The following is a 24,225-nucleotide window of genomic DNA, read 5'->3' as shown; positions in this document are numbered from 1 at the left end:
AGGACGGTTTCTCCGCCTCTTTTCAAAAAGATCCTCCCGAAAACCGGGACAATCCATGTGTTGGGGGAACGGGAACTCATGGTCAGACGCACCCAAATGGCCGACAGGTGCATAAACCTCAGTCTCGCGGCAAAGTTTACGTTCAGCCGCCTGCTTCTCCTCCCAGTCAAGCACGCTGATATGAACATAGCCAGCGGTGCGAATACAGATTAAACATCATGACTAAACTGTATGAACTCATGATGCACCGGTATGGAGGAATGGCGATGGCCAGGGAAAACACGGGTAAGATCCGCGTCGGTATTGGCGGATGGGCCTATGAACCGTGGGACAAGAGCTTCTATCCTGAAAAACTGTCGAAGAAGCGCCAGCTTGAATATGCATCGAGCAAGCTCACATCCATCGAGATCAACAGCACTTATTACGGTCCGCAGAAACCCACGACCTTCGCCAAATGGCACGATGAAACGCCGGAAGGCTTTGTGTTTTCGCTGAAGGCACCGCGTTTTTCCACCAATCGCCGTGTCCTGGCGGAGGCGGGTGAGAGCATTGAACGGTTCATGACCGGCGGCATGATGGAACTGAAGGACAAGCTCGGCGTGGTCAACTGGCAATTCATGGGAACGAAGAAGTTCGACCCCGTGGACTTCGAGGCGTTTTTGAAGCTTCTGCCGAAGCGTGTCGACGGGCGCGATGTGCGTCATGCGGTGGAAGTGCGCCACGACAGTTTCAATTCACCGGACTTCATCGCCTTGCTGCGCGAATATGGCGTAGCGGTGGTGATTGCAGGCGACAGCGACTTTCCGCAATTCGCCGATATGACCGCACCTTTCGCCTATCTTCGCATCATGGGAACGAAGGAAAGCGAGCCGCTTGGCTATGGTGAAAGTCATCTCGATCAGTGGGCTGCACGCGCCAAGGCGATAGCAGCGGGAGAACCCGCTGAAGGGTTGAAGACCGTGACGCCGCCTGTTGCGGACCATATCGCCCGCGATGTCTATCTCTATGTGATCAGCGGCTATAAGGCGCATAATCCGCATGCGGCCATGGCCTTGATCGAACGGACAAAATGATGCCTCGTGGCGGCTGTTGATTTTCATCTGAGTCGCCTGAGCATCATGTCAAAATTCGATCTTTCCGCGCTTGAAACCTTCGTTCGCACCATTCCGCAGCACTATAAGGGACCGGGTGGTGCGGTCGCGGTGCTGAAAGATGGCAAGGTCGTGCTGCGCCATGCATGGGGCTTTGCCGATCTTTCCACTCGCAAGGCGATGACGCCCGAAACGCGCATGCCGATCTGTTCGGTCAGCAAGCAGTTCACCTGCGCCGTTCTGCTCGACAGTGTCGGCGAGCCGGAAGTTCTTGATGATGCGCTTGCCGCCTATCTCGACAAGTTTGCTGAAAAGCGTCCCAGCGTGCGCGATCTGTGCAACAACCAGTCGGGCCTGCGCGATTACTGGGCGCTGACGGTTCTGTGCGGGGCCGATCCGGAAGGCGTCTTTCTGCCCGAACAGGCACAAAGCCTGCTGCGCCGCCTGAAGACCACGCATTTTGCACCGGGCACGCATTATTCCTACTGCAACGGCAATTTCCGCATTCTGGCTGATCTGATCGAACAGCATACAGGCCGGAAGCTTATCGAACTTCTGTCGGAACGCATTTTCCAGCCGGCGGGCATGAAGACCGCAGAACTTATTCCCGATACCGCGCTGTTCGATGAATGCATTGGCTATGAGGGCGATACGGTGCGCGGCTTCCTGCCTGCCGTCAATCGCATCCACTGGATGGGCGATGCCGGCATCTGCGCGTCGCTGGACGACATGATTGCCTGGGAGCAGTTCATCGATGCGACCGGCGACGACGAAAGCGGAATCTATCGTCGCCTGAGCGGTCCTCAGACTTTCAGCGACGGTGCTGCTGCTCCCTACGGCCTCGGCCTTAAATTCGAGGAAACAGGCGGCAAGCGACTGACCGGCCATGGCGGGGCTTTGCGCGGCTGGCGCTGCCAGCGCTGGCATTGCGCCGATGAGCGCCTCTCGACAATCGCCATGTTCAATTTTGAAGGCGGAGCTTCCGACGTCGCCTTCAAGCTGATGAATATTGCGCTTGGCGTTCCGACATCGGAACAGGTTCGCGTTGAAGCCGATGCCGCATGGTTCGGCTCATGGCTCGACCATGAAACCGGTCTCGTGCTGAGCCTTGAAGATGCCGGACGCGGACGCATGAAGGCACGTTTCGGCACCGGCCCGGAAATCATGGACGTAATAGGCGAGAACGAGGCGCGTTCCGCGATGACCACGATCCGCCGCGATGGCGACACGATCCATCTGGCGCGCGAGGATGAAAATCTGAGCCTGACAATGCAGCGCCTGAAAGGCGCGGCGAAGCAGGATATTGCTGGACGTTATCGCAGCGACGAACTTGAGGCCGATCTTCTGATCGTCAATGAGGGCGGCGCTTTTTACGGGGCCTTTGAAGGATTTCTCGGCAAGAGCGATATGTATTCGCTCTATGAGGCAGGACCGCATGTCTGGCTGCTGCCGGTGCAGCGCTCGATGGACGCGCCGTCGCCGGGCGAATGGAAACTTGTCTTCCATCGTGACGCCAAAGGCGAGATAACAGGCATGACCGTCGGCTGCTGGCTGGCACGGCATGTGGACTACAGGAGAATTCAGGAATGAGCGAACTGAAAGTCAGAACCCGCGAGACGGGTGCCGTCGCCGAAATGCAGCATGGAAAGCTGCCTGTCATCACCACGCCGACCGGCGGCGTGGTCGAGCTCGTTACGAGTGTCAGTCAAGCGGGCTTCAATCCGCTCGATCTCATCTATTCGTCGGTTGCGGCCTGCATGGCGTTGAGCGCTCGTATCGCCGCAACGAAGCTCGAACTAAGGGAAAAGCTGACCGATGTGCGGGTGGAAGTGAAGGGCGACAAGGCGCATGAAGGACCGTCGCGTATCGAACGGTTCAACATCACCTTCCATTTCGGCGGTGACCTCACCGACGACGAAAAGCATCGTCTCGCCGAAATGGCTGAGGAAATCTGCACGGTCAGTAATACGCTGCGCGGCGAGCCGCAGTTTGATCTGAAGGTATCGTAACCTTCAGAGTGGTTCTTGTATGATAGAACCGTAAGAACCGCTCTGTCTCTTTGTTACCGCATTTCCGAACGCAAAACCGGCTCCCACTTTTGCTGGAAATGCTCAGATCACATCGCGGATACGATCGACGCCGAGCTTGATAACGCTTTCCATGGCCAGACGTGCTTTTTGTGGATCACGCGATGCAATGGCGTGGGCAATGCGCAGGTGATTGGCCGCGCATTCGGCAATGCCTTCTCGCGATGAGGCGGGTGATGAAAGCTGGAACGAGATTGCCAGCGCCGCCTCGATCAATCCGCTGACCGAGCGCATGAACGGATTGCCGGACATGCGCGCAATGGCCAGATGGAATTCCAGATCAACCTTGGCGATGGACTCCGGCGTGTGGTTCGGATCGTCAAACTTGGCGGCGAGCGCGTAAAGCTCGACAATCTCGTCACTGGTGGCGCGTTCAGCCGCGGCCGCTGCGGCTGCCGGTTCCAGTGCCATGCGCATTTCCGCCAGATGGTCCACGAAGACTTCATCGAAGCCTGCCTCGAAGCGCCATGTCAGCACATCGGGATCGAAGAAATTCCAGCTCGCATGGCCCAGAACACGGGTGCCGACCTTGGCCTTGGGTTCGATGAGGCGCTTGGCGGCAAGGGTTTTCATCGCCTCGCGCAGAACGGTGCGGGAAACGCCGAAGCGCAGCGACAATTCATGATCGCCCGGAAGGATGGACCCTGCAGGAATGGTTCCCGCGACGATGCCGCGGCCCAGTTCACCCACCACGACAGCGTGGCTGTTATGGCGCTTGCGTCCGGTTATGGCCGTTTCCAGCAATCCCAATTCAGGCCTCCTTCATTCGTTGCCTGGCTAGCTATTTGTTTCAATGCGCATCTTGCCCGAAAACCGGTTCCCACTTTTCGGGATGCGCCTTAGATCCGAGAACCACGCAAGTCCTCGTTGCAGAGCAATGAACAGGAACAGCAATATACCGATTGCTATTTTCGTCCACCAGGAAGACAGCGTTCCGTCGAAAACAATGTATGTCTGGATCAGCCCCTGTATGAGAATGCCGACGAATGTTCCGGCCACAAGGCCTGCGCCACCTGTCAGCAATGTCCCGCCGATCACCACCGAAGCGATGGCATCCAGTTCTACCCCAACCGTCGCGAGCGAATAGCCGGACGAAGTATAAAGCGTATAGACGATCCCGGCGAGGCCGGAAAGGATACCCGACATCGTATAGATGCCGATTGTCGTGCGGGCAATCGGAACGCCCATCAGCTCCGCCGACTGCTGGTTGCCGCCAAGCGCGTAGATATTGGCGCCGAAGCGCGTGCGATGGGCGATGATGCCGCCAACGATGAAGACCGCGAGCATGAGCATGGCGATGAATGTCAGCCTGCCGCCGCCCGGCAGGCGGAAATAAAGCCCCTGCAATGTATCGAGAAACGGATGCGCGATGGGCACGGATTGCGTCGAGATGAGGAATGCCGCACCGCGAGCCAGAAACATGCCCGCAAGTGTGGCCACGAAAGGCGGGATCCGCAAGAAATGGATCATCATGCCCATCCACGCCCCGAACAATGCAGCGATCACAAGAACGAGGCCGAATGCCACGAGCGGATGCACGCCGAGCTGCCCGACCATCACGGCAACGAAAACGCTGGTGAAGGCGATGACCGAGCCGACCGACAGGTCGATGCCGCCGGAAAGGATCACGAATGTCATGCCGACGGCGGCTATGCCGAGGAAGGCGTTGTCCGTCAGAAGATTGCCGATTACCCGTGTCGACAGCATGTTCGGAAACTGGACGATGCAGATCGCATAGGCGAGCAGGAAGATTGCAACCGTCGTCAGGAAGGGCAGATTGCGCAGTGCTCTCATTGCCGTGCTCCCTGCTGGCTTTGACGGACCGGATTGGCTCCATTGCCCTTGCGTTCCGAGCGCAGGAAGGTAATGAGCTGGACAATGGCCGGCGACTGGAAGGTGAGCACGATCACGATGATGACGGCCTTGATGATGAGGTTGAATTCCGGCGGAAAGCCCGCCATCAGAATGCCTGTGTTGATCGACTGGATGATGAGCGCGCCGAGCAGCGAGGCCATGATCGAGAAACGCCCGCCATTAAGCGAGGTGCCGCCGATGACGACCGCCAGAATCGCGTCGAGTTCAAGCCACAGCCCGGCATTGTTGGCATCTGCGCCGCGAATATCCGCCGCCGCGATAAGCCCTGCAAGGGCAGCGCCGACGCCGGAAACCGCATAGACGCTGAACAGGAGAAAGCGTGCCTTGACCCCTGCCAGCATCGCTGCGCGACGGTTGATGCCGGTCGCCTCGATCAGGAAGCCAAGCGCACTGGTACGCACTGCGAGGCCCACGACCAGACCGGCCAGAATCCATATCAGGACTGGAACAGGCACGCCGAGGAAGGAGCCGGAGCCAAGCGCCGCAAAGGAATCATTGTTGAAGGTCAGGATCGCGCCTTCGGTGATAAGCTGTGCGATGCCGCGACCTGCCACCATAAGGATAAGCGTCGCGATGATCGGCTGGATATCGAAGACCGCAACCAGAAAGCCGTTCCACAAGCCACACAGAAGGCCGACGCCAAGCGCTGCCGGAATGACGATTGCAAGTGGATAGCCCGCGACGATGAGTGAGGCGGCAAAAGCACCGCTGATCGCCATGACGGCACCGACTGACAGATCGATGCCGCGCGTTGCGATCACCAGTGTCATGCCGACAGCCAGAATGGCGACGGGTGCGGCGCGCACCAGAATATCGATCAGGCTTCCATAAAGCCGTCCGTTCTGGAACGAGATGTCGAGAAAGCCAGGCGCGATGACGGTGTTCGCCACCAGAATGAGCACAAGGGCGGCCAGTTGCGGCGCCAGTCTTTTGAGTTTTCTGGTCATGCGGGCAATCATGCTGCAGCTTCCTTTTCGCTTCCGGTCTCAGCGATTGCACGCACGATATTGTCGGCAGTGATTTCCTCGCCCTTCAGTTCCGCCACATGGCGACGGTCGGACAGGACGATGACGCGATTGGCAACGGCGGCAAGCTCCTCGAATTCCGACGAGATGATGACCAGCGACATGCCTTCAGCGCAAAGTTCGCCGATGAGCTTCAGGATTTCAGCATGGGCGCCGATATCGATGCCACGCGTCGGCTCATCGAGGATCAGCAGGCGGGGATCGGTGGCAAGCCAGCGTGCCAGTATGGCTTTCTGCTGGTTGCCGCCGGACAGAAACTTGATCGGCTTGTCAGGATCGGGCGGGCGAATATCGAGCGCCTTGATGTAACGCTGCGCAAGCGCCGTCTTCTCGCGCGATGAAATCGGTCTGGACCAGCCGCGCTTCGCCTGAACCGCCAGCGCGATGTTTTCCGCCATCGAGAAATCGCCAATGATGCCGTCGGTCTTGCGTTCTTCCGGGCAGAAGGCGAAGCGTTCCGCAATGGCCGCAACGGGCGAGGGGAGCCTCGTTTCCTTGCCGTCGACGGTCAAGGTGCCGCTATCGGTCTGATCGACACCGAACATCAACAGCGCGGTTTCGGTGCGGCCGGAACCGAGCAACCCGGCAATGCCAACGGCTTCTCCCGGCTTGATCGAGAGATCGAACGGCGCAACGCTGCCTTGTCTGCCGAAGCCTGCAAAACGGATCGGGGCAATCGTGTCGCGGCTTACTTCCTCGGTCAGCTGGCGGCGCACAGTCTCCTGCAGCTGGTGGCCGAGCATCATGGAAATGAGATCGGTGCGCGGCAGTTCCGACAGGTTGCGGCTGCCGACCAGCCGTCCGTTGCGCAATACGGTGGCGCAATCGGCGATGGCGTAGACCTGATCCAGAAAATGGGTGATGACGATGATGCCGAGGCCTTCTGCCTTCAACTGGCGCAGCACGCCGAACAGCATTTCGACTTCGCGTGCATCGAGACTGGCGGTCGGTTCGTCAAGGACGAGCACCTTGCCCGAGAGATCGACGGCACGTGCAATCGCGATGATCTGGCGGATGGCGACTGAATAGGCGGACAGAGGCACGCCGACATCGATGGTGAGGCCATAGCGGGAAAGAAGGTTCGTCGCATCTTTTTCCATCCGGCCCCGGTCGACCAGTCCGAAACGTTTCGGCTGGCGTCCCAGAAACAGGTTTTCTGCTACCGTCAGATTTTCGAGAAGGTTGACCTCCTGATAGACCGTGCCGATGCCAAATGTCTGCGCCTCTGCCACGGAGGCAGGCGCAATCGGCTGGCCCTCAAGCAGGATCGAACCACCGAAGCCGTGGTAAGCGCCGGTCAATATCTTGATAAGCGTGGATTTACCCGCGCCGTTTTCGCCGAGCAATGCATGGATTTCCCCGCGGTTGAGCGTGAAATCGACATGGTCGAGCGCGGTCACGCCCAGAAAGGATTTGGTGATCGAACGGGCTTCAAGAAGCGGCATAGCGGCCGCCGATGGAGCGTCTTTTGCAGCCATGGCAGTCTTCCATTGCATTTTGCAAAGGTCATTCCGGGCCGCGACAAACGCGGCCCGAGGACGAGAGGATCAGTAACCGAGACCCTTCTTGGCTTCGTAGACGGCCTTCGGATCGTCAGCCTGCGTGTAGAGCTTCGATTCCGTCTGGATCCACTTCGGCGGAACGGTGCCCTTGTCCTTGAAGGCTTCAATCGCGTCGAAGGCCGGGCCTGCCATGTTCGGCGTCAGTTCGACGGTCGCGTTGGCTTCGCCGTTCGCCATGGCCTGGAAGATGTCCGGCACGGAGTCGATCGACACGATCTTGATTTCCGTGCCCGGCTTCAAGCCAGCTTCCTTGATTGCCTGAATGGCGCCGACAGCCATGTCGTCATTATGGGCATAGACGGCGCAGATATTCTTGCCGCCGCCTTCGGCCTTGATGAAGCTTTCCATGACTTCCTTGCCCTTTGTGCGGGTGAAGTCGCCCGTCTGCGAGCGGGAAATCTTGATGTTGTCATGACCTTTGATGGCGTCTTCAAAACCCTTCTTGCGGTTGATGGCGGGCGAGGAACCGGTGGTGCCCTGAAGCTCGACCACATTGCACGGCTTGTCGCCCACATCCTTCACCAGCCAGTCACCGGCCACCTTGCCTTCATGAACCTGATCGGAGGTTACGGCGGTCAGATAAAGGTCTTCCGGAGAATCGATCTGGCGGTCGAGCAGGACGACCGGAATTTCGGCTTCCTTGGCTTCCTTCAGAACGGCGTCCCAACCTGTGGAGACCACCGGTGCGATCAGGATTGCATCAACCCCTTGAGCGATGAAGCCACGAACGGCCTTGATCTGGTTTTCCTGCTTCTGCTGTGCATCGGCGAACTTGAGCGTATAGCCGCGTTTTTCGGCTTCCTGCTTGGTCAGGGCCGTTTCTGCAGCACGCCAGCCCGATTCCGAACCGATCTGCGAAAAGCCAACCGTCAGCGATGCAGCAGATGCGCTCGAAATCAGGGCAAAAGAAAATGCGGCCGTCAGGGCCGTCAATGTGCGTTTCATGATGGTTCCTCCCAATAAGGCCCTCCCGGCCTTCGCATTTATGAAGCATATAATATTACTTTATGGCAAGAGCCTTTCGACGTTTCCCAATAAAATGCCGGTGCGACAAACGCGCAATATTGCTATTTATATATATAAACAAAGGCTTGTATTCGTGCGGGAGGGGCAGGGCTCGCGAACTGCCCCGGTGGGGGCGTCTGCTTGCTTGACAAAGCGGGTTACGGCAAAATAGTCATATTAATAACACGAGCCGTAAATTGGCGTCTTATGGCGTTTCTCAAGCGGTCGGGGTGAATTCCGCAACGGGTATGCGGAAAATGGGAGGTTTAATGTTGCGTCTGGTCCAGTTCCGCGATGAAAGCGGAGAAATGCGTGTGGCTGCCTGCAGTGAGGAGGGAGCGGCGCATGTCGTCAAGGGCGTAGCAACGACCTATGAGCTAGCCTCGGCAGCCATTGCAGCGGGTATCAGCCTTGAGGAACAAGTCGTACGCAGCGGCAAGGGCGAAGCCGTCGATATAGACGCTGCCCTGGCGGCTGGTCGCGTCGGTCTGCCCATCACCCATGCCGATCCGGCACATCTGATTGTTGCCGGCACGGGCCTCACACATCTTGGCTCCGCCGACGGTCGCGACAAGATGCATAAGGCCGCGCAGTCTGCTGAAAAGCCGACCGACTCCATGCGCATGTTCCTGATGGGTGTCGAAGGCGGCAAACCGAAGCCGGGTGAAACCGGCGTGCAGCCGGAATGGTTCTACAAGGGTGACGGTTCGGCGCTGGTGGCAACCGGCGGCGAACTGGTTTCGCCTTCCTTTGCCGAGGATGGTGGCGAAGAGCCGGAGCTGGCAGGCATCTACCTGATTGGCCTGGATGGTACGCCGTTCCGGCTTGGCTTCTGCCTTGCCAATGAATTTTCCGATCATGTGACCGAGAAGCAGAACTATCTCTGGCTTGCCCATTCCAAGCTGCGTCAGGCCGCGTTGGGGCCGGAGCTATATGTGGGGGCGTTGCCTGACCATGTGGAGGGCGTTTCGCGCATTCGTCGCGGCGATCAGGTGATCTTTGAAAAGCCGTTCCTTTCGGGTGAAGCGAACATGTCACATACGATCGCCAATCTGGAACACCATCATTTCAAATATGAGCTGTTCCGCCGTCCGGGCGACATTCATGTTCATTTCTTTGGCACGGCAACCTTGTCTTTCTCAGAAGGCGTGAAGACGGAAGCTGGCGACCAGTTCGAGATTTCTGCCAAGCCGTTCCGTTATCCGCTGGTCAACAGGCTGGCTCAGGCGGCAGCTAAAAACCTTGTCGTGAAGGCGCTTTGAACATGGCGGCGGAACCGAACATCGCTCTCGCAATCGTCGGTCTGGGCAAGATTGCGCGTGACCAGCATCTGCCATCGATTGAAGCCGTCGATGGCATTGAGCTGAAAGCCATTGCCAGTCGCAATGCCGGGCTGGACGGCCTGCCGTCTTTTCACGACATCGATGAGCTGCTGGGCAGCGACGTTGCCATTGACGCGGTGTCGCTCTGCACACCGCCGCAAGGGCGCTTTAGCCAGGCCTACGCAGCCTTGAAGGCGCGCAAGCATGTGATGCTGGAGAAGCCTCCGGGTGCAACCATTTCGGAAGTGCAGGCGCTGGAGCGTCTTGCGCAAGCGGAAGACGTGACGCTTTACGCCACGTGGCACTCGCGCGAAGCCGCAGCGGTCGAGCCGGCGCGGGAATTCCTGAAAGATGCGGAAATTCGTTCGGTTTCGGTCACGTGGAAGGAAGATGTCCGCCACTGGCATCCCGGCCAGCAATGGATCTGGGAACCGGGCGGCCTTGGCGTGTTCGATCCTGGCATCAATGCGCTTTCCATCGTCACGCATATTTTGCCGGAGCGCTTCTTCCTGACGCAATCCGATCTTTATTTTCCAGAAAACCGTGCGGCGCCCATCGCAGCCAACCTCAAGTTCCAAACGGAAAGCGGCATACCGGTTTCGTTCGAACTGGACTGGCGGCAGACCGGTCCGCAGACCTGGGATATTCGCGTCGAGACCGACAAGGGCACGGTTCTGCTCAGCCATGGCGGCAGCCGCCTCACCATCGCCGGGACCGAGAAAATGGCCGAGCCGGACCGCGAATATCAACGACTTTACAAGCGTTTCGTGCAATTGATCGGCGCGGGGCGTTCGGATGTTGATCTCGCTCCACTGACCCATGTGGCCGATGCGTTTCTGCTCGGAAAGCGGCATGTCGTCGAAGCTTTTGAAGATTAGGAATCGAGGTTGTCGTAACGCGGCCTCTCACCCACGCAGGACAATGAAATGAACAAGCCCGTCTCTCCGAAAACGCCAAAGCTCCGCTCGCGCGCCTGGTTCGACAATCCTGATAATGTCGATATGACGGCGCTCTATCTGGAGCGCTACATGAATTATGGCCTGAGCCAGGAAGAGCTGCAGTCCGGTCGTCCGATCATCGGCATCGCGCAGACGGGCTCCGACCTCTCACCTTGCAACCGTCATCATCTGGAGCTGGCCAAGCGCGTGCGCGAAGGTGTTCGCGAGGCGGGCGGCATTGTCATTGAATTTCCGGTTCATCCAATTCAGGAAACCGGCAAGCGCCCGACCGCTGGTCTGGACCGCAACCTTGCCTATCTCGGCCTCGTGGAAGTGCTTTACGGCTATCCGCTCGATGGCGTCGTGCTGACAATCGGTTGTGACAAGACCACGCCTGCCTGCCTGATGGCAGCTGCAACCGTCAATATTCCGGCGATTGCGCTGTCGGTGGGTCCGATGCTCAATGGCTGGTTCCGTGGCGAACGCACAGGTTCCGGCACCATCGTCTGGAAGGCGCGCGAGCTGCTTGCCAAGGGCGAAATCGACTATCAGGGCTTCGTCAAGCTCGTTGCTTCCTCGGCTCCATCGACGGGCTATTGCAATACGATGGGCACGGCCACGACGATGAATTCGCTCGCCGAAGCGCTCGGCATGCAGCTTCCGGGCTCCGCCGCCATTCCGGCGCCTTATCGCGACCGTCAGGAAGTTTCTTATCTATCGGGACGCCGCATCGTTGAAATGGTGCATGAGGATTTGAAGCCGTCGGACATTCTGACCAAGGATGCCTTCGTCAATGCCATCCGCGTCAATTCCGCTATTGGCGGTTCGACCAATGCGCCGATCCATCTGAACGCTCTGGCCCGTCATGTCGGTGTGGAGCTGACGGTCGATGACTGGCAGAAATATGGCGAGGAAATTCCGCTTCTGGTCAATCTGCAGCCTGCCGGTGAATATCTTGGCGAAGATTACTACCATGCGGGCGGTGTGCCAGCCGTCGTCAATCAGCTGATGGGGCAGGGCCTCATCAATGAAGATGCGCTGACCGTCAATGGCAAGACCATCGGCGAGAATTGCAAGAACGCGACCATCGAAGACGGCAATGTCATCAAGACCTACGATCAGCCGCTGAAGAAGCATGCCGGATTCCGCGTGCTGCGCGGCAATCTGTTTTCGTCGGCGATCATGAAGCTCAGCGTGATTTCGGACGAGTTCCGCAATCGCTACCTGTCCGACGACAAGGACCCGAATGCATTCGAGGGCAAGGCGGTCGTATTCGATGGGCCGGAAGATTATCATCACCGCATCGACGATCCGGCACTGGAAATCGACGAGAATACGGTGCTGTTCATGCGTGGCGCTGGCCCCATCGGTTATCCAGGTGCGGCGGAAGTCGTCAACATGCGCGCGCCGAATTACCTTCTGAAAAAGGGTATCAGCTCACTGCCATGCATCGGCGACGGTCGCCAGTCGGGCACGTCGGGTTCGCCGTCGATCCTCAATGCCTCCCCGGAAGCTGCTGCTGGCGGCGGTCTGGCTATTCTGAGGACCGGTGACCGCGTGCGTATCGATCTTGGTCGCGGCAGCGCTGACATTCTGATCTCTGACGAAGAACTGGCGGAGCGTCGCAAGGCTCTGGAAGCTGCCGGTGGCTACAAATATCCGGAAAGCCAGACACCATGGCAGGAAATCCAGCGCGCCGTTGTCGGCCAGATGGAAACCGGTGCAGTTCTCGAAAACGCGGTCAAGTATCAGGACATCGCGCATACGCGTGGCCTGCCGCGAGATAACCACTAAGGTTCCCCGGATGGCTCTCGATAAAAAGCCATTTGCGGCAGTTGCGGACTGGGGCACCACCCGGTTTCGCCTCTGGACGCTGGATGTCGATGGCAATGTGCTGGGCGAAAGCCGTGGCGATGACGGTCTGCTGCAGGCAAAGGAAGCCGGTTTCGAGCCAACGCTCGAACGGCACCTTGCTTCTGTCGGCGCGCCGGACGATCTGCCGGTGGTGATCTGCGGCATGGCCGGTTCGCGGACCGGCTGGATCGAAGCGCCCTATATGAGCTTGCCCGCCGGGTTGGATGGCATCGTGAAGGCTGCGGTGCGCGTGCCCGCGCGCCGTCACGTCATCATGTTGCCGGGCGTCGCGCGTCGGGACGAAACGGCACCCGATGTTATGCGTGGCGAGGAGACAAAACTGCTCGGTCTTGTGCACGGCGGCACGCATGATGGTGTTGTCGTCATGCCCGGCACCCATGCCAAATGGGTGCGGATTGCCGACGGTGGCCTTGCCGATTACCGAACCTTCATGACCGGTGAAATGTTCGCTCTTTTGAAGGAAAAATCGGTGCTGGCCGGTGCGCTGGAAGGTGCTGCGGCGGTTGATCCGAATGGTGTGGCTTTCGCTGCGGGCGTCAGGGCGTCGCTCGAAAACCCGGCACTGATTTCCAACGCGCTTTTTTCCATTCGCGCAGGCTGGCTCGTCCATGATCGCAAGCCGACCGACCAGCTGGCCCGTTTGTCGGGCTTGTTGATCGGGCTGGAAGTGGCAGGCGGGCGCATGCTTTATGGCAAACCCGAAGAAGTGCTGCTCCTTTCAGACGACACTATGGGCGCGCTCTATGCCAGCGCGCTTGAAATCGCCGGGCTGACAGTCAGGCGCGTTGCAGCCGATGAGCTGGTGCGAGACGGTCTGTTCATGGCTGCAAAACACGCCTTCGAAGGAGCTGCGCAATGAGCGACCGCATCGCATGGCCAAAGCTGCGCTATCCGCTGGTCGCTATCCTGCGCGGCATTCGCCCGGAAGAAACGGAAGCAATCGTCGGAGCGCTGATCGAGACGGGTTTTGAGGCCATCGAAATTCCGCTCAATTCGCCGGAGCCTTTCGTCTCGATTGAGAAGGCGGCGAAGCTTGCGCCTGCGGGCGTGTTGATCGGGGCCGGAACAGTGTTGAGTGTCGCGGATGTGGATCGGCTCAACGATGTCGGCGGCAGACTTCTTGTCAGCCCGAATGTCGAGCCGGATGTCATTCGCCGCGCGGGACAGCACGGCATGGTGACGATGCCCGGCGTTTTCACGCCGACGGAAGCCTTTTCGGCGATCCGTGCAGGCGCATCGGCGCTGAAATTCTTTCCGGCCAGCGTACTCGGCGCGGACGGTATCAAGGCGATATCCGCCGTCTTGCCGAAGGATATTCCGGTCGGCGCCGTGGGCGGTGTTTCCGAGGCTGATTTTGCGACCTATCGGGCAGCGGGAGTGAGCTGCTTCGGACTCGGTTCCAGTCTTTACAAGGCCGGATTGACGGTTGCTGAGGTTCGCGAACGCGCTGAGCGCGCGGTTGCGGCATGGGACAAGATCGCGGGCTGACGGCCCTTTGAGAACTTGTTCCGGAGGAATTCCGCATGGCCGGAAGGCGGGGGCGGAAATTTTGGGAGAACGACAGGCGGAAAAGCCTGTCCCAATTTGGGAGTGAGACAATGGCAGGCATGAAATCTCTAACATTGGCAGTCGCGATGGCCGCGCTTGCCTTTAGCGGTCTGGCGCATGCGGAAGACAAGGGTCTTGTCGCCGTCGCCATGCCCACGAAGTCTTCGGCACGCTGGATTGCCGATGGCGACAACATGGTCAAGGTGCTGAAAGAACGCGGCTACCAGACCGATCTTCAGTATGCTGAAGACGACGTACCTAACCAGCTGGCGCAGATCGAGAACATGGTGACCAAGGGCGCCAAGGTTCTCGTCGTTGCATCCATCGACGGCACGACGCTTTCCGATGTTCTGGCCAAGGCCCACGATGCGGGTATCAAGGTCATCGCCTATGATCGCCTGATCCGCGATACGCCGAATGTCGATTACTATGCGACCTTCGACAATTTCCAGGTCGGCGTGCTGCAGGCCCAGTCCATCGAAACCGCGCTGGACCTCAAGAACAAGCCGGGTCCGTTCAATGTCGAGCTTTTCGGCGGTTCGCCGGACGATAACAACGCCTACTTCTTCTACAACGGCGCGATGTCCGTTCTGCAGCCTTATATCGATAGCGGCAAAGTCGTTATCGGCAGCGGCCAGACCGGCATGGACAAGGTCGCAACGCTGCGCTGGGACGGTGCAACTGCTCAGGCCCGCATGGACTCGATCCTTTCGGCCTATTATTCCGACAAGAAGCTCGATGCAGTCCTGTCGCCTTATGACGGCATCTCCATCGGTATCCTGTCGTCCCTCAAGGGTGTAGGCTATGGCAGTGGCGACATGCCGATGCCGGTCGTTTCCGGTCAGGATGCGGAAGTGCCTTCGGTGAAGTCGATCCTCGCTGGCGAACAGAACTCGACCATCTTCAAGGATACGCGCGAACTCGCCAAGGTCACGGTCGATATGGTCGACGCGCTGATGACCGGCAAGGAGCCGGAAGTCAACGACACCAAGACCTATGACAATGGCGTCAAGGTCGTGCCGTCCTATCTGCTCAAGCCGGTGATCGTCGACAAGTCGAACTGGAAGCAGGTTCTGGTCGATAGCGGTTACTACAAGGAAGACCAGATCCAGTAATGCGGTCTCGGGCGTATCGGAGGATATGCCCGTAACCTTTCTGCATGCCATTGCCCCAAATCCCCAGCCTTTCGGCTGGGGTAGGCTCGGCGATTGACAGCGTTGTCTTTTTGTTGAGGGCAATGGCAAAGCAGATTTGTAATGGGAGCGAGCGATGAATGTAGCCAATCCTGTCCTGCGCGAGCAGTCTGACGGTAAGCCGGAAATCGCCGGCAAGCCGCTTCTGGAAATGCGCGGCATCAGCAAGTCTTTCGGCGTCGTCAAAGCGCTGAGCGATGTCAATTTCTCGGTCATGCCGGGCGAGATTCATGCCTTTGTCGGCGAGAACGGAGCAGGCAAGTCGACCTTGATGAAGGTGCTGTCAGGTGTCTATCCGCATGGCAGCTACGAGGGGTCGATCTTCTTCGACGGAGAAGAGCGACAGTTTCGCGACATCAACGATTCCGAAGCGCTTGGCATTGTCATCATCCATCAGGAGCTGGCGCTCATACCGCTCATGACGATTGCCGAGAACATTTTCCTCGTCAATCCGCCGGCAAGTTACGGGGTCATCGACCGCAGTACGGTGCACAAGCGCACCCGCGAGCTTTTGCAGAAGGTTGGCCTGTCGGAATCGCCCGATACGCTCGTCACCGATATTGGTGTCGGCAAGCAGCAGCTGGTCGAAATTGCCAAGGCATTGTCGAAGCGCGTGCGGCTTCTGATCCTCGACGAACCGACCGCAAGCCTCAACGAGACGGACAGCGCGGCATTGCTGGCGCTTCTGCGCGAGTTTCGTGCTCAAGGCATCACCTCGATCCTCATTTCGCACAAGCTCAATGAAATCCGCGAAGTTGCCGACAAGATCACGGTGCTGCGCGATGGCAAGGCAGTGGCGACACTTGACTGCAATGCGGGCGAGGTCGAGGAAGACGACATCATTCGCAAGATGGTCGACCGCGATCTGGAAAGCCGCTACCCGAAGCGCGATCCGAAGATTGGTGAGGTGATTTTCGAAGTCGACAACTGGTCGGTGCATCACCCGCTGCATCCGGAACGGCACTCGGTCAAGAATGTGTCGTTTAAGGTGAGGGCAGGTGAAATCGTCGGTATTGCCGGATTGATGGGGGCGGGACGCACAGAATTCGCCATGAGCCTGTTCGGGCGTTCATGGGGCACGAATATCAGCGGCGAGGCGCGTATCAACGGCAACAATGCCGATATTTCCACTGTGGCGCGGGCCATCAAGGCGGGGCTTGCCTATGTGACCGAGGATCGCAAGAAGCTCGGCCTGGTCTTAGGCGAAAATATTTCGCGCAACATCTCTCTTGCGCATTTACGCGGCGTCAGCCCGAAAGGCATCATCGACGATATTCGCGAAATGAAGATCGCGAATTCCTATCGCGAACAGATGAGCATTCGCTGTCACAATGTCTATCAGGAGACGGGCACGCTTTCGGGCGGCAACCAGCAGAAGGTGGTGCTATCGAAGTGGCTCTTCACCGGACCCGACGTGCTGATCCTCGATGAACCGACGCGCGGCATCGATGTCGGCGCGAAATATGACATCTACACAATTATCAATTCACTGGCGGATAGCGGCAAGGGCGTGGTCGTCATTTCTTCGGAAATGCCGGAGCTGATCGGCATCTGCGACCGCATCGTCGTCATGCATGAAGGAGCCTTTGTCGGCGAAGTCGCTGGCGAGGAAGCAACGCAGGAAAACATCATGCGCGCCATCATGCAGAACAAGGGAAAACGGCCATGAGCGAGAATATCATCGGAAGCAGTGGATCGAAAGCTCCGGCGAGCAGCGTGGGGCGGTATCTCAAGAACAATCTGCGTGAATCCGGCATGCTGATCTCGCTGGTCGCGATCATGATCTTCTTCCAGATCGTGACTGGCGGCGTGCTGATGAAGCCGCTGAACCTCACCAATCTGGTTCTGCAGAACAGCTATATCGTCATCATGGCGCTTGGTATGCTGCTTATCATCGTCACCGGGCACATCGACCTTTCGGTCGGCTCGGTCTGTGGCTTTATCGGTGCGCTCGCGGCTGTGATGATGGTGAAATGGGGAGTGCCGTTTCCTATCGCCGCCATTCTGTGCCTGCTGGCCGGGGGCATTATCGGCGCAATGCAGGGCTTTTGGGTCGCCTATTTCAATATTCCGTCCTTTATCGTCACGCTGGCTGGCATGCTGGTCTTCAAGGGGCTGATGCTTGCCGTGCTAGGCGGCCAGTCGGTCGGGCCGTTCCCGGTCGTGTTCCAGAAACTATCGTCCGGCTTTATTCCGGAAATCATCGGCACGACGGGTGGCGTCTATCTGACATCGCTCATCATCGGCGTGCTGCTGGCCGGTTTCATGATCTGGCAGAATGTCAAATCGCGTCAGCGTCATATCGCGCATGAAGTGGAAACGGAGCCTTTTGGCCTTTTCGTCATCAAGAACATCCTGTTCTTTTCGGCGATTGCCTATTTGTCGTTGCTGATTTCAATGCATCGCGGATTGCCGAACGTCCTCATCATTATGGCCGTTCTGATTGCGGCCTATGCGTTCCTCACCAATCGAACCGTGCTCGGGCGGCAAATTTATGCGGTCGGCGGCAACCGGCATGCGGCCAAGCTTTCGGGTGTGAAGACCGAACGGCTGACATTTCTGGCTTTCGTCAATATGGGTGTGCTGGCGGCGCTTGCTGGCCTGGTCTTTGCGGCGCGCCTTAACACGGCAACGCCCAAGGCCGGTATCGGCTTCGAGCTGGACGTGATCGCAGCCTGCTTCATCGGCGGTGCTTCCGCCTATGGCGGTGTGGGCCGTGTGACGGGTGCCGTGATTGGCGCGCTCATTATGGGCGTGATGAACAACGGCATGTCGATCCTCGGCATCGGTATCGACTATCAGCAGGTCATCAAGGGGATCGTGCTGCTGGGGGCTGTTTGTATCGACGTCTATAACCAGAAACGCTGATATTTCGGCTCTGACGGCCTGCAAATGGCGTTGTTTTGCGCTTCCGGTGCTCACGTACTTTGTTTAGGCACATAATCTTATCCGAAAAGTCTGCAACTTTTCGGGATTATGTTCAGAAGTACGCTCCGCTCCGGTTCTCAAACTCCACCATTTTCGGCTCGCCATAACCAAAATCTTAGCCGCTTCACTGACGTGCGGCGGTTCAGTTTTCAGATTGCCGTGCGGCGGGCGTGATCGAGATAGATTTCGCGCAGGCGCTGGGCAACTGGACCCGGTTTACCCGTGCCGATGGTTTTCTCGTCAATGACGGTGATCGGTGTGACGAATGTGCCTGCGCTGGTGAGGAAAGCTTCCTTTGCCGCATAGGCTTCATCAATGGTGAAGAGCCGCTCTTCCAGCTTCATGCCGGTCTCGGCGATCAGCTGCAGGAGCGAAAGCCGTGTGCAGCCGGGCAGAATGGAGTTGCTGTTCGGGCGTGTAACGACGACATCATCTTCGGTCACGATATAGGCGGTCGACGATGCGCCTTCGGTTACATAGCCGTCTTCAATCATCCACGCTTCATCGCAACCGGCGTTCTTGGCGATTTCCTTGGCAAGCGCTTGTGGCAGCAGACAGACCGTCTTGATGTCGCGGCGCTTCCAGCGCAGATCATCCAGCGAAAGCACACGGGCACCGGTTTTCAGCGCAGGCTTGTCGAGCAGATTGGCTTCCTGCGTGAACAGGACAACCGAAGGCTTCATGCCTTTCGCGGGCACGAAATCACGGTCGCGCCCGTCGCCGCGTGTCACCTGCAGATAGACCAGACCTTCGGTCAGATTGTTGCGGCGGATCAGCTCACGCTCGATGGCAACGATCTCGTCTTCGTTCATCGGCATCGGAATACCGATCTCGCCGGTCGAGCGGCGCAGGCGTCGCATATGCGGCTCGCTGTCGATGAGCTTGCTTTCGAGCACGGCAGTCACTTCGTAAATACCGTCGCCGAACAGGAAGCCACGGTCAAAGATGGAAATGCGCGCATCGCGGGCGGAAACATATTCGCCGTTGACATAGACGATGCGGTTTTCAAGTTCTTCTGCTGAAACGGCCATGATTGGATGTGTCCTGAAACGAAAAGACTGCGATCAAGTCGCAGTCTTTTCATAGGTCAGTCGGCTGCAATGGGAAACAGCTATTTTCAGGCAGCCTGCTTTGCTGCCGCAATGGCTTCGCTGCGGATTTCCTCGGTCAACTTCAGACGTAGTTCGGAGAATTCCGGGCTTGCCTTGACGTGGTAGGTGCGCGGATGCGCGATATCGACCGGCGTGATCGATTTGATCTTGCCCGGACGAGCCGTCATCGTGACCACGCGGGTTGCCATGAATATGGCTTCCTCGATGTCGTGGGTGACGAAGATGACCGTCTTGTGCTCCCGCTCCCAGATGCCGAGCAGAAGCTCCTGCATCAGTCCGCGGGTCTGGTTGTCCAGAGCGCCGAACGGCTCGTCGAGAAGCAGGATCTTTGGGTCGTTGGCGAGTGCGCGGGCAATCGCCGTACGCTGCTGCATGCCGCCCGAAAGCTGCTTTGGCCAGTGATCTTCAAAGCCGCGCAGTCCGACCTTGTCGATATAGCTGTCCACGATTTCACGCGCCTGTTTTTCCGGCACGCCTTTCTCACGAAGCCCGAAGCCGACATTCTGCCGGATGGTGAGCCATGGGAACAGCGTGTAGGACTGGAACACCATGCCGCGATCTGCACCCGGTCCGGTGACAGGATTGCCCTCCAGCGTCACGGTGCCGGTGGTCGGTTTGTCGAGACCGGCAATGATGCGAAGAAGCGTGGACTTGCCGCAGCCCGAGGGGCCGAGAACGGTCACGAAATCATTTTTCGGGATGATGAGGTCGGTCGGCTGCAATGCCAGTGTCGGCTTGCCACCATGCACGCCCGGAAAGGTGCGGCTCACGCCCTTGATGACAAGTTCCTGGTCGCTTTTGGTAACCATTATGCGAACCTCCATGCAAAGAGCCAGCGGTTGAAATATTTGAAGGCAAGGTCCGAGATCAGACCGATGACGCCGATCACGATGATGCCGAAGATGATCTGGCCGGTGGCCATCAGGGCCTGAGAGTTGATGATCATGTAGCCGATGCCGGACGATGCGCCGATGAGTTCGGCCACGATCACATAGGTCCATGCCCAGCCGAGCACGAGGCGCAGCGTTTCGGCAATGTCCGGCGCACTGGCAGGCATAAGTACGCGGCGAATGATGCCGCTGTTTGATGCGCCGAGCGTGTAGGCTGCTTCGACAAGATCGCGACGCGTATTGGAGACCGTCACGGCGATCATGAGAATGATCTGGAACACCGCGCCGATGAAAATGACGAGCAGCTTCTGTGTTTCACCAATGCCTGACCAGAGGATCAACAGCGGAACGAAAGCCGAAGCGGGAAGATAGCGCGCAAAAGAGACGAAGGGCTCCAGCAGCGCTTCAATCGGCTTGTATGCGCCCATGGCGATGCCGAGCGGAATGGCAACGACGCTAGCGAGTATGAAGCCGCCAAGCACGCGCCAGACAGTCATTCCGATATCGGACATAAAGCCTTGATTGGCGATAAGATCCCAACCGTCTTTGACCATGGTGATCGGGTCGGCGAGGAATGTCGGGGAAACGAAACCGCCCAGAGTGGCGATACCCCAGAACACAAAGAAGAGAACGAAGAATAGAATGCCCAGTAATATCCGGGTCTGACTGCCTATAGGCTGCAAGGGCTGCATATATTTTCCTGTTTAGTCGCGCATCCGCCGCACTCGACGGGCAGAAAATAAGGAAGCCCGGACGTGTCGTCCGGGCTTGCATATGAAGCGATGTTACTTGATGAAGCTTGTATCCACGATGTCATCGAGATTGGGCTTCGACTTGATCACACCCGCCTTCAGCAGAAGATCGGCGGCTTCGGTTGAAAACTCCTTGAATTCACCTTCAAAGAACTTCTGGTTGGCTGCCTTGTCCTGCCAGCGAAGATAGTCTGCCGACTTGCCGAAATCCTCGCCCGACTGCTTCACGTCCTTGCCCATGATTTCATAGGACTTCGCCTTGTCGGAAGCGATCATCTGCAGCGCTTCAAAGTAGCTGTCGGCAAGCGCCTTGGCGGCTTCGGGGTTCTTTCCAAGGAAATCGGGCGTGCAGCCGACCGTGTCCATGACCGCAGGATAATCGAGCGTGGTGGCAAGAATCTTGCCCTTGTCGGGTGCTGCGCGCACGGTTGAAAGATAAGGCTCGTAGGTCATGGCGGCATCGTTCTGGCCGGCCACGAAAGCCTGTGCAGCCGGTCCCGGCTCCATATTGACGACCTTGACGTCCTTGGTCGTCATACCGTTTTTGGCGAGCATGAAGGCGAGAAGGAAATAGGGCGACGTACCCGGAGCAGAAGCGGCAACCGTCTTGCCCTTCAGATCGGCGAAGGAATTCACATCGGCGCGCACCGCAATACCATCGGCACCGTAGGACTTGTCCATCTGGAATATCTGCTTGGTCTTCACGCCAGCCGCGTTCCAGACAATCCATGTTTCAACGGTGGTGGCCGCGCACTGGATATCACCGGAAGCGAGGGCCAGATGGCGGCTTGCCTGCGGGATTTTGGTCAGTGTGACGTCGAGGCCATTCTTCTTGAAAATTCCGGCTTCCTTGGCAAGCGTCAGCGGAGCAAAGCCGGTCCAGCCGGAAAAGCCAAGGGAAACGGCAGTTTCAGCGTGCGCCGCAGACGTTAACGTGAAAGCTGCTAGTACCGCCCCGGCAAGCAATGATTTCTTCATGTGTAGTACCCCTTTTATAGTGAGACTTTTTTGTCTCTTACTCCTGCCAAATTAACAGGACCGTATCGTCTGTCCAGAGAGTTCGTTGCGGTTCTTTGAATACTTCATTCTCGATGGAATAGTCGTAAACTACTGATCAGATTGGGCTAATCGAAATCAGGTAAGCGGCTCCCTTCCCCTTTAGTTCAAGAGGCAAGGCGTCGCAGTTTGTGGCGACCGCGCAATCATGCTGCTCAAGTTTCGTCGTTTTCGCCGCGAGTGTCAGATCGATCTGACCTTCGGCACAGAAAAGAAGAACCAGATTGCCATTGGCCTGGGTGAGCGTGGTGCCGTTGACGGGCAGGCGCCGGACCATATGGGCAAACCGTCCGCGCCGGGTCATCACATTGAGGTCGGTAATGGCCGATCCGATCAGCCGTGCGCTGGATTGAGCATCCGCAGCGAAGAACAGCGGTACGCTTTCGCAGGTGAGGGTGCTCTGCTGTCCTTCGACATCGAGCAAGATGCCGTCTCCTTCCAGCACCGACAATGTGCGGTCGATGCCGGGAAAGATGGAAAACGGGCCATCGCTGGCGACGGTCGCCATGGAAATGCGCCAGTCGAAATTATCGACTGACGCGCCTTCCGGATGGACGGCGATTTCGACCGTAACGCCGCCGCCATTTTTCCATGGCATGTGGCGATGACTTTCGGCCTTGAGAATTTCGACCATCAACCGAGCCATCCATTGGATGCTGCCCAGAAGGCAATTGGTGCCGTTAGCAGGATGCTGAGTGCCGTGCGGATATACCAGATCACGATCAGGTCCCGGAACTTGAGCGGGATCGAGGTGGCAAGGACGCAAGGGATTGAGGCCGACAGGAAGAGAACCTGGCTGACCGAGACAACGGCGGCGACGAACTTCAAAACGACATCGGCGTCCTTCAAGAGGATGGCTGGCAGGAACATTTCTGCAAGGCCGGACGCCATGGATTTTGCGGCAAGCATCGGATCGGCCAGTTGCGCAAGCCATGTAAACGGATAGAGCGCCAGACCCAGAAGATCAAAGATCGGCGTATATTTGGACGCAAGCAGGCCGAGAAGCCCGACCGCCATGATGCTGGGAAGGATCATGGCTGCCATGCGCAGGCCATCAAGGAACGTCGCCCCGAGAAGCGGCAGAAGCTTGGGGGCATTTTGTGCCTGCTGGATGCCGGTGTCGATTGCCGTTTGAATACGGCCTTTGCCTTCGGGCAATGGGGTATCGCGGTCGCCCGGATGATCCATGCGGCTCAATGGCCAGATGCGTGCGGTGATCGCGGAGACAATGAAAGTCACGAAGAAAGTGGTCCAGAAATAGAGGTTCCACGCGTCCATAAGGCCCAGCGTCTTTGCGACGATGATCATGAAGGTGGCTGATACCGTGGAAAAGCCGGTGGCGACGATTGCCGCTTCGCGGGCGGTGTATTTGCCTTCCTTGTAGACGCGATCGGTGATGAGAAGTGCCAGCGAATAGCTGCCGACGAACGATGCCACGGCATCGATGGCCGACCAGCCCGGCGTGCGCCAGATCGGGCGCATGACTGGTTGTACGATGACGCCGGTAAATTCGAGCAGGCCATAGCCAATCAGGAAAGCCAGTGCCAGTGCACCGATCGGCACGATCAGGCCGACCGACAATACGAGCTTGTCGAACAGGAACGGCAGCATATCGGGCGTGAAAAGTGCAGCCGGACCGATATTGGCGAGATACATGGCAGTCGCAATGAGGCCGAGCAGACGCAGAACCGAGAAAATTCTTTCGGTTACATTCTTTTTCCACGTGCCCGTTACGAAAGGTGCAAAGGCACCATAAGCGATAAGCAAGCAGACGAAAACGAGAGCGGCAGGGCGAAGCTGCGTGGCAATCGCGGTCGCGGCGTGATCGAGCAGGATGGTCGATTTACCGCCAATGGTGACGGGCACGAAAAAGAAAAATATGCCTATGAAGCTGTATATGACCAGTTTCAAAGCCGCCGATCCACGAGAGGGCTCATTACGGCCAAGCGCTACGTCTGTCATCGTT

General features: G+C 57.9%; 22 protein-coding genes. 11 read left to right on the top strand and 11 right to left on the bottom strand.

The genetic code is table 11. The features are described 5' to 3' along the window. Positions 1–266 precede the first annotated feature (266 nt). From LJ361_RS19210 to LJ361_RS19200, 3 genes are read left to right on the top strand one after another with little or no spacing between them, the layout of a single operon-like run. Positions 267–1,073: a DUF72 domain-containing protein gene (locus LJ361_RS19210; RefSeq protein WP_010659479.1), complete on the top strand. Its 807-nt coding sequence runs from the start codon at positions 267–269 to the stop codon at positions 1,071–1,073. Positions 1,074–1,118: 45 nt separating this feature from the next. Further along, positions 1,119–2,681, top strand: coding sequence for a D-aminopeptidase (locus LJ361_RS19205; RefSeq protein ID WP_010659480.1), 1,563 nt, complete (start codon positions 1,119–1,121; stop codon positions 2,679–2,681). After that, positions 2,678–3,100, top strand: a complete 423-nt coding sequence (locus LJ361_RS19200) for an OsmC family protein (protein WP_010659481.1) — start codon at positions 2,678–2,680, stop codon at positions 3,098–3,100. Before LJ361_RS19205 ends, LJ361_RS19200 begins: the two co-directional genes overlap by 4 nt. Before the next feature lie 102 nt (positions 3,101–3,202). On the opposite strand, the gene LJ361_RS19195 is transcribed toward LJ361_RS19200, so the two are convergent. The 5 genes from LJ361_RS19195 to ytfQ all read right to left on the bottom strand — a co-directional run bounded on the left by LJ361_RS19195 (position 3,203) and on the right by ytfQ (position 8,585). Next, positions 3,203–3,928 (bottom strand): FadR/GntR family transcriptional regulator, encoded by a 726-nt coding sequence (locus LJ361_RS19195; protein ID WP_010659482.1) that lies wholly within the window; start codon positions 3,926–3,928, stop codon positions 3,203–3,205. Between the two features lie 27 nt (positions 3,929–3,955). Continuing rightward, positions 3,956–4,972 (bottom strand): galactofuranose ABC transporter, permease protein YjfF, encoded by a 1,017-nt coding sequence (yjfF, locus tag LJ361_RS19190; protein WP_010659483.1) that lies wholly within the window; start codon positions 4,970–4,972, stop codon positions 3,956–3,958. Continuing rightward, positions 4,969–6,012, bottom strand: a complete 1,044-nt coding sequence (locus LJ361_RS19185) for an ABC transporter permease (protein WP_010659484.1) — start codon at positions 6,010–6,012, stop codon at positions 4,969–4,971. The genes yjfF and LJ361_RS19185 overlap by 4 nt, the downstream gene beginning before the upstream one ends. Then, positions 6,009–7,556, bottom strand: a complete 1,548-nt coding sequence (locus LJ361_RS19180; RefSeq protein ID WP_010659485.1) for a sugar ABC transporter ATP-binding protein — start codon at positions 7,554–7,556, stop codon at positions 6,009–6,011. The genes LJ361_RS19185 and LJ361_RS19180 overlap by 4 nt, the downstream gene beginning before the upstream one ends. Before the next feature lie 69 nt (positions 7,557–7,625). Beyond that, positions 7,626–8,585, bottom strand: coding sequence for a galactofuranose ABC transporter, galactofuranose-binding protein YtfQ (gene ytfQ, locus LJ361_RS19175; protein ID WP_010659486.1), 960 nt, complete (start codon positions 8,583–8,585; stop codon positions 7,626–7,628). Between the two features lie 329 nt (positions 8,586–8,914). On the opposite strand from ytfQ, the gene araD1 reads away from it, so the two are divergent. The 8 genes from araD1 (at position 8,915) to mmsB (ending at position 18,389) form a co-directional block, all read left to right on the top strand. Continuing rightward, on the top strand, positions 8,915–9,907 hold the full coding sequence (gene araD1, locus LJ361_RS19170; protein ID WP_010659488.1) for an AraD1 family protein: 993 nt from the start codon (positions 8,915–8,917) through the stop codon (positions 9,905–9,907). A 2-nt stretch (positions 9,908–9,909) separates the two neighbouring features. Continuing rightward, positions 9,910–10,845 (top strand): Gfo/Idh/MocA family protein, encoded by a 936-nt coding sequence (locus LJ361_RS19165; RefSeq protein ID WP_036580521.1) that lies wholly within the window; start codon positions 9,910–9,912, stop codon positions 10,843–10,845. 48 nt (positions 10,846–10,893) lie between these two features. Further along, entirely contained in the window at positions 10,894–12,699 is a 1,806-nt protein-coding gene (locus LJ361_RS19160; protein ID WP_010659490.1) for an IlvD/Edd family dehydratase, read from the top strand. A gap of 10 nt (positions 12,700–12,709) precedes the next feature. Next, complete coding sequence (locus tag LJ361_RS19155) at positions 12,710–13,639, top strand: 2-dehydro-3-deoxygalactonokinase (RefSeq protein WP_010659491.1); 930 nt, start codon at positions 12,710–12,712, stop codon at positions 13,637–13,639. Further along, positions 13,636–14,268 carry a 2-dehydro-3-deoxy-6-phosphogalactonate aldolase gene (locus LJ361_RS19150; protein ID WP_010659492.1) on the top strand — a complete coding sequence of 211 codons (633 nt, stop codon included), beginning with the start codon at positions 13,636–13,638 and terminating at the stop codon, positions 14,266–14,268. Before LJ361_RS19155 ends, LJ361_RS19150 begins: the two co-directional genes overlap by 4 nt. 110 nt (positions 14,269–14,378) lie before the next feature. Further along, positions 14,379–15,443, top strand: a complete 1,065-nt coding sequence (gene chvE, locus LJ361_RS19145) for a multiple monosaccharide ABC transporter substrate-binding protein (protein ID WP_010659493.1) — start codon at positions 14,379–14,381, stop codon at positions 15,441–15,443. Positions 15,444–15,597: 154 nt separating this feature from the next. Further along, positions 15,598–17,190, top strand: coding sequence for a multiple monosaccharide ABC transporter ATP-binding protein (mmsA, locus tag LJ361_RS19140; RefSeq protein ID WP_036580513.1), 1,593 nt, complete (start codon positions 15,598–15,600; stop codon positions 17,188–17,190). After that, a complete protein-coding gene (mmsB, locus tag LJ361_RS19135; protein ID WP_010659495.1) occupies positions 17,187–18,389 on the top strand; it encodes a multiple monosaccharide ABC transporter permease in 1,203 nt (400 codons plus the stop codon). The genes mmsA and mmsB overlap by 4 nt, the downstream gene beginning before the upstream one ends. Positions 18,390–18,598: 209 nt before the next feature. Here the strand turns inward: mmsB and LJ361_RS19130 are convergent, their stop codons facing one another. From LJ361_RS19130 to LJ361_RS19105, 6 genes are all read right to left on the bottom strand, one after another. After that, complete coding sequence (locus LJ361_RS19130) at positions 18,599–19,480, bottom strand: D-amino-acid transaminase (protein ID WP_010659496.1); 882 nt, start codon at positions 19,478–19,480, stop codon at positions 18,599–18,601. 86 nt (positions 19,481–19,566) lie between these two features. After that, a complete protein-coding gene (locus LJ361_RS19125; RefSeq protein WP_010659497.1) occupies positions 19,567–20,370 on the bottom strand; it encodes an ABC transporter ATP-binding protein in 804 nt (267 codons plus the stop codon). Continuing rightward, positions 20,370–21,143 (bottom strand): ABC transporter permease, encoded by a 774-nt coding sequence (locus tag LJ361_RS19120; RefSeq protein WP_010659498.1) that lies wholly within the window; start codon positions 21,141–21,143, stop codon positions 20,370–20,372. Before LJ361_RS19120 ends, LJ361_RS19125 begins: the two co-directional genes overlap by 1 nt. 93 nt (positions 21,144–21,236) lie before the next feature. Next, entirely contained in the window at positions 21,237–22,181 is a 945-nt protein-coding gene (locus tag LJ361_RS19115; protein ID WP_010659499.1) for an ABC transporter substrate-binding protein, read from the bottom strand. Between the two features lie 136 nt (positions 22,182–22,317). Next, entirely contained in the window at positions 22,318–22,896 is a 579-nt protein-coding gene (locus LJ361_RS19110; RefSeq protein WP_029376046.1) for a HutD family protein, read from the bottom strand. Next, entirely contained in the window at positions 22,893–24,221 is a 1,329-nt protein-coding gene (locus tag LJ361_RS19105) for a YjiH family protein (RefSeq protein WP_010659501.1), read from the bottom strand. Before LJ361_RS19105 ends, LJ361_RS19110 begins: the two co-directional genes overlap by 4 nt. Between the last annotated feature and the right edge of the window lie 4 nt (positions 24,222–24,225).

This window comes from Brucella sp. JSBI001, from assembly GCF_026014005.1.
Lineage (GTDB): Bacteria > Pseudomonadota > Alphaproteobacteria > Rhizobiales > Rhizobiaceae > Brucella > Brucella anthropi.
The sequence above is the reverse complement of the archived record's forward strand: the minus strand, read 5'-3'. Positions and strand labels throughout refer to the sequence as shown.